Source organism: Compostibacillus humi (assembly GCF_014637175.1).
Lineage (GTDB): Bacteria > Bacillota > Bacilli > Bacillales > Amphibacillaceae > Oceanobacillus > Oceanobacillus humi.
In genome coordinates, this window is record NZ_BMEV01000109.1 from 1 (window position 1) to 5,616 (window position 5,616).

Here is a 5,616-nt window from a genome sequence, read left to right on the forward strand (position 1 = left end):
AACAGAAATGGATTCTTTTTTCATTTATTTGATGCATGATCAAGTCAGATGAAACGCTTGATAAATAAGCATTCAAAAGTAATCAAAAGTTTTCTATGAATAATTCAGGATTATTTCTTAGTAGCAAGACAATAATTAACATTATCAAAAGCAGTTATTTTGTGTCCGCCAGTTACTCGATTATAATTTTCAAAATATTTTTTAGTAATTTGATTGGGAGTTAAATGTTGAGAAATTATAAAATTATTTTTTGATAGTAAACTTTCAAGTTGACTAAAAGAATAACTTCCTAGCATTTTTTCATTTGCTTTACCAGCTAGCGCCAATTGTTTTTTCGTTCTAACTCCAGCCTGTTCAGTAAAAGTATTTTCATCTGGATAATCGAAAATAATAATACTTCCTTGAGGTATTAACATACTAAGCTTATTCAGCAATGATTCAAAATTCTCTCTCGGTAAATAATAACTTATGCCAAGTAGACTACAAAAACTTATTTTTCTCTTATCAAAAATAGATGATTCTAGTAAATTTTTATCCCAATCACCTTTTGTAAAATCACTTTTAATAAAATGGACATTGTTAGGAACTTCAATACAAGCCTTTCCCAGTCTGTTTAGCTTATCCTTTAATGTTATAGGGTGTTCTAATTCAAAAACTTGTAGTTTCTCTGCCCATGACGGTTGACGATATCCAAATGTATCATATCCCGCAGCTAAAATTAAGTATTGTTCCACCCCCATTTCAACTGAGTTTTCAAGAGCTTTTTCAGCGAATGCAGCTCTACCAAGCGGAGATGGAGATAGTTGATTGTCAACAATCCACCTTAGTGCTTCTTCCTCCGTACCTTCAAATGTTGGGTTAAAGAATTTTATTCCTTGAGACATACTACTAGCAATTTGATTATATTCTTGTTCACTTAAAATAACTTTGGCCAAATAATCATTAAAAATTTTCAAATCATTATTTGTTGCATGATAAGCTCTTGCAAAAGCACTAACCAATGCTGTCATACTTTTTTGTTCCATGTCACTATCCTCCAATTATAATTTATTTTTATAAATACTAAGAGTTTGAATCTGTGGTTCATTTTCATTCGTCACTTTTGCTTAATTTTTTAATTCTTACAGACATAATATCCAACGGTTCCCTATTTCTCTGGATATCATAATTTAAAAAATAATTATTTATTTTATAAGATTTTTAGGTGATAAAAATTGCTCAATAAACGGTAAATTCGGGGTGTAGTAGAATTCTCCATCTAGCTTAAGTGAATTTAATAACTCCATGTACTTCCTTGCATATTTAATGTAATTACCATTCTTTTTTAAATGAGTTCTTTTAAAATGATTTGTGAATGATAAGTGCGATATAATAGTTCCCCAATAATTTGGCTTAAGCTCATAATTAAACCAATCAGTTTGAATTGTATATAATTTATCATTTGTAATTCTATCCACCCCATAGGCTTCTAACCCTATTTTTCTTAAATAATGAACTAATGTGGCTTTGCTGCCACATCCAAAATCTAAAATAGGTTCTTTTATTTTTTCTATGTTGATATTTAGAATCTTTAATTGTAAGGCTACACTGTATTCTGAACACGGAATTGGTTCTACAAATCTCTTAGTAATAGAGAAAAGTCTTAATTCATCAATTGTACCCAAAATACTTCTCAGCTTTAATTGATGTTCCATAACAAGTCTATTAATCCAATCTAAATTAATCGAAATATTTGAGTACAATATTTTGAAGATTCTTACCAAAAAATCTTCATACAAATCATATAACTCATTAACCAATGTAGCATCCACTTCTACATATTGGTTTAATTCTATTACAGTTTTAATTGTTCTTTCAGTTGAGTATCCTGCAACTTTTTTAACAAAATTATTTATTTCTACGTTATCACTATTATTAAGATAATGATTAAGTTCCTTTTCGTGAAATATGATATACTTTACGATGATGTATAAAATTTTGTGTAAAGCATTTTACTAGACCAAAAGAAAAAAGGTAGGGTATTCTCTGATTTGGACAAAAACACATTCCAGAGAAAGGAGAACCCTACCTATGTCTAAAAGTATACCGAATGTAGACTGGGCAAATCAACTGGAAAGTGTGATTCGTCAGTTTGTAAAGGAAAAATTAGAACTGATCATGCGGGAAGAAATGAAAAATTTCCTCGAAATCGAACAGGCCGGAACATCGAATATGAGAAACGGCTACTATCAACGAAATCTGGATACGCAATATGGCCGGATTGAAGGCCTTTTGGTCCCAAGAGATCGAAATGGGGAATTTCAAACGCAGCTGTTTGCCCCTTACCAACGTCATACTGGTTGGCTCGAGGAAGCCGTCATCAAAATGTATCAAAGTGGCATGAGTACGAGGGAAATTGGCAAGTTTATCGAACGAATTTTAGGAAATGCCTATTCTCCAACGACGATCAGTCGTATTACCGATGTCGTGAAGGAAGACATCGAGAAATGGCACAATCGTCCTCTACATCAGCGTTATTCGGTCTTATATTTGGATGGTTTATACGTAAAACTTCGTCGCGAAACCGTGGAGAAAGAAGTCATTTATGTGGTGTTAGGGGTGAACGAAGAAGGATATCGCGAAATTCTTGATTACTTTGTGGGAGGACAAGAAAGTGCCTATGTATGGCAAGAAATTCTTCAAAACCTCTACCAAAGAGGCGTCAAGGAAGTGCTTCTGGGAGTATTCGATGGTCTTCCGGGGCTGGAGGAAGCTTTTCGCTCGGTTTATCCGAAAGCCGAAGTGCAGCGTTGTGTCGTTCACAAAGTACGTAATACCTTACATCGTGTTCGGAAAAAAGATCAATTTGAAGTGGCAGAGGATCTCAAACTGATTTATCGCGCACCGAATAAGGAGATAGCGTTACAGATGTTTCAACAGTTTGAGTCGAAATGGTCCAGCAAGTACCCGAGAGAAGTCCAATCTTGGGCCAATGAGTTGGATGTCCTCCTTACATTTATGGATTATCCAAGCAGTATTCGAAGTGTGATTTACACGACGAATGCCATCGAACGAACGATCAAGGAGATTCGGAAACGCCTAAAGCCGATGAACAGTTTGAGCAGTTTAGAAGCCGCTGAAAAAGTCGTGTATTTGACCATTCAAGATTTTAATGAGAAATGGGCAGGGCGAAAGTTACGAGGATTTGCCGAAGCGCATGAAGCCCTTCAACGAATGTTTGAAGAACGTTATTGTTAACCAAATATTGTAAATAAACAAAATAAGGGGATTCTCCCTTTCCACACAGGAGACTGAATATTCAGTCTCTTGTGTAGAGGAAATATCCCCCTCTATTCTAAATCCATTTCAGAGATACCCTATCTATCTTACATTACACAAAATTCTTGACGGTACCTACTTTACAACGTAATTACCTAAAGGAAAATCATCATTTCTCGATAATCCATAAAAGATATTTGTCCTCGCATTAACCTTATATAAATCATTAATGAAAATGAATATTTTGTTTTTTATATTCATAAATCCTTACCTTTCTTTTGTAATTACCTGCCATTAAAAGTAACGACGGGTATATCCTTTTTCTTTAAACTATTTCCCAAGATATCAATCCCATACAAGATGTTTTGCAATTTGGAGAATTTTTTCCTGTCTATTAGGCGAAAGTTGCTTCATATAATTTTCCAAATATAATCGTACAACCTGTTCCGCTTCCGATAAATCTACTGCTTGAATGTCCGATTCAAAGGGGTGCCTTTTAATCATTGCTGCAATTTCAACATCTTCGAGAGTACTAAACAGCAAAATAAATTCCTCTTCTTCTAATTGTGCATCAAGTAATATATCTTCAAGATCATCAAAAGATTTTACTTTATCCTTTATAAGGGTTAATTTATCAGATGAATATCTGCATCTAATAAGTTCTTCAATTAACTTTCTATAATCTTCATCATCCATTTTAATACTGGATTCAAAGTGGATTTTCGGCTCTAAAACTGGATTTTGTGGGGTTATAAATACTTTACTGAGGGTATTTAATTTTAGTGCAATTTCTATATTCGTTACAATCTTCGGCAAACTTCTTTCAATATATTCTTGGAGTAAAGGATTTGTAAGATTCAACTCTTCGTATATGTGATTCGTTGCGTAGTTAATAGTTAACATCAATGTATGATGATCATATTTTCGTAATTTTTTATATAAGTATTGAATATCTTCTCCCGTAATATTGAGCTCCACTATGTTACGGTTTGCAAGAGAACATCCCAAAGCTGCTGTTAATACATGTTCAAAAATATTGATCAATAATTCTGGATAACTCTTGTCATATCCATAAAGTAGATGATGAATGTTTTCTGTTGCAAATTTTTTACAAAATTCATTCTCAAGGTATAAATTCTCAAGGTATTTTTGAATAAATTCTATTCCTGCCAAATCATTAACAGGATTGCAAAGCTGATAATCAATAGAAGCGGGAGAATCATGGGCCTCATACTCTAAGTTATATAATTTGAAGAAAATCCCAATCCCATTTTCACTAAGTGTCGAATTATAAGAATGATTTAGTGTATCTAGTTTATTCTTTTGAACCATATTATAGATACGCTTTGCTATTTGAAATTTAGTATTTACTAATTTTCTGCCTCTCTCATACAGCTCAGAAATCTTTACTGTTTTTAACTCGAATGCAGCATAGTCTGGATCTGGTATAGACTTTAAGTATACCCCTATTGAATAAAGATTAGATTTCATAATGCTTTCAGCAGTTTCAACTCTTATAGAACTGCTTTCACCCATATTATATCTCTCACTTTTATATGCTAAGAGACTAATACATTGTAGCTGAATATTTTCTAAATCAGACTCATTTAAAAGTCCACAGATATAAGCCTCCTGTAAAATAGAATTAAAATAGAATTCTCCACTCAAATTATGACTATTAATGATATGTTGCTTTTCAATATTCGCCATCTTCATCCTCCTCATCATATTCATTATCCTCTGAATAATCAGGTGCATATCCATATCGTACATTACGTGCCATTTTCTCAAGTTCTCTTCCTGATAACAATGCTAGTGATCCTTGGCATTTGCCATCAAAGGAATTTTTCATAAACTTTATCAGTTCATCATCACTAATTAAATCGAGAGTTTCATTTTTATAAAAATAAAAGATTTCAATTAACTCATGAAGTGTTTCTACATAATTATGCATAGAAATATAAGGAGAATCACAAAACTCCTTGATTATTTTTTCAACTACGCCACCACCAAATTCAATACGTCCATTACTTTTTAGTGAAAGAGTTCTCGTTTCAACTAGTTCAATGGCATCTTGACGAGATAAAGTTAACCCAAATCTAAAAGTAAAATCATTACATTTTACAATTTCATCAACTGCTTGTTTTTGTATTAATGATGAAAATACATTCATAATCTCAAATGACAATAGGATTACCTCCAAAATAAAAATAAATAAAAATAAATACGAATATTTTTCAAATTATTTAAGTTTACCCAAAAATAAAGCTTGACTTTGAAACAAAAACAGGCATCCGAAAATTTGGTGCAAAAGAGCACTTTTGGATGCCTGTTTTTCTCTCTATGGATCCAAAATGG

At 32.6% G+C, this 5,616-nt stretch carries 5 protein-coding genes; 1 reads left to right on the top strand and 4 read right to left on the bottom strand.

Annotated features, from left to right (window positions below; genetic code table 11):
• Positions 1-110: 110 nt before the first annotated feature.
• The gene (locus IEV18_RS16315; RefSeq protein ID WP_188393425.1) at positions 111-1,025 is read right to left on the bottom strand and encodes a class I SAM-dependent methyltransferase; all 915 of its coding nucleotides are present in this window, start codon (positions 1,023-1,025) and stop codon (positions 111-113) included.
• Between the two features lie 159 nt (positions 1,026-1,184).
• Positions 1,185-1,799, bottom strand: coding sequence for a hypothetical protein (locus tag IEV18_RS16320; protein WP_188393426.1), 615 nt, complete (start codon positions 1,797-1,799; stop codon positions 1,185-1,187).
• Positions 1,800-2,070: 271 nt separating this feature from the next.
• Here IEV18_RS16320 and IEV18_RS16325 point away from each other — a divergent pair, with 271 nt between their 5' ends.
• The gene (locus IEV18_RS16325; RefSeq protein ID WP_188393427.1) at positions 2,071-3,237 is read left to right on the top strand and encodes an IS256 family transposase; all 1,167 of its coding nucleotides are present in this window, start codon (positions 2,071-2,073) and stop codon (positions 3,235-3,237) included.
• A gap of 366 nt (positions 3,238-3,603) precedes the next feature.
• Here the strand turns inward: IEV18_RS16325 and IEV18_RS16330 are convergent, their stop codons facing one another.
• Complete coding sequence (locus IEV18_RS16330) at positions 3,604-4,968, bottom strand: DUF6179 domain-containing protein (RefSeq protein ID WP_188393428.1); 1,365 nt, start codon at positions 4,966-4,968, stop codon at positions 3,604-3,606.
• Positions 4,955-5,446: a DUF6323 family protein gene (locus IEV18_RS16335; RefSeq protein WP_188393429.1), complete on the bottom strand. Its 492-nt coding sequence runs from the start codon at positions 5,444-5,446 to the stop codon at positions 4,955-4,957. Before IEV18_RS16335 ends, IEV18_RS16330 begins: the two co-directional genes overlap by 14 nt.
• Positions 5,447-5,616: the final 170 nt, after the last annotated feature.

Excerpts from the sequence above, each read along its gene's own strand:
- IEV18_RS16315 (WP_188393425.1), bottom strand. The coding sequence starts at position 1,025 with ATGGAACAAAAAAGTATGACAGCATTGGTTAGTGCTTTTGCAAGAGCT.
- IEV18_RS16325 (WP_188393427.1), top strand. The coding sequence starts at position 2,071 with ATGTCTAAAAGTATACCGAATGTAGACTGGGCAAATCAACTGGAAAGT.
- IEV18_RS16330 (WP_188393428.1), bottom strand. The coding sequence starts at position 4,968 with ATGGCGAATATTGAAAAGCAACATATCATTAATAGTCATAATTTGAGT.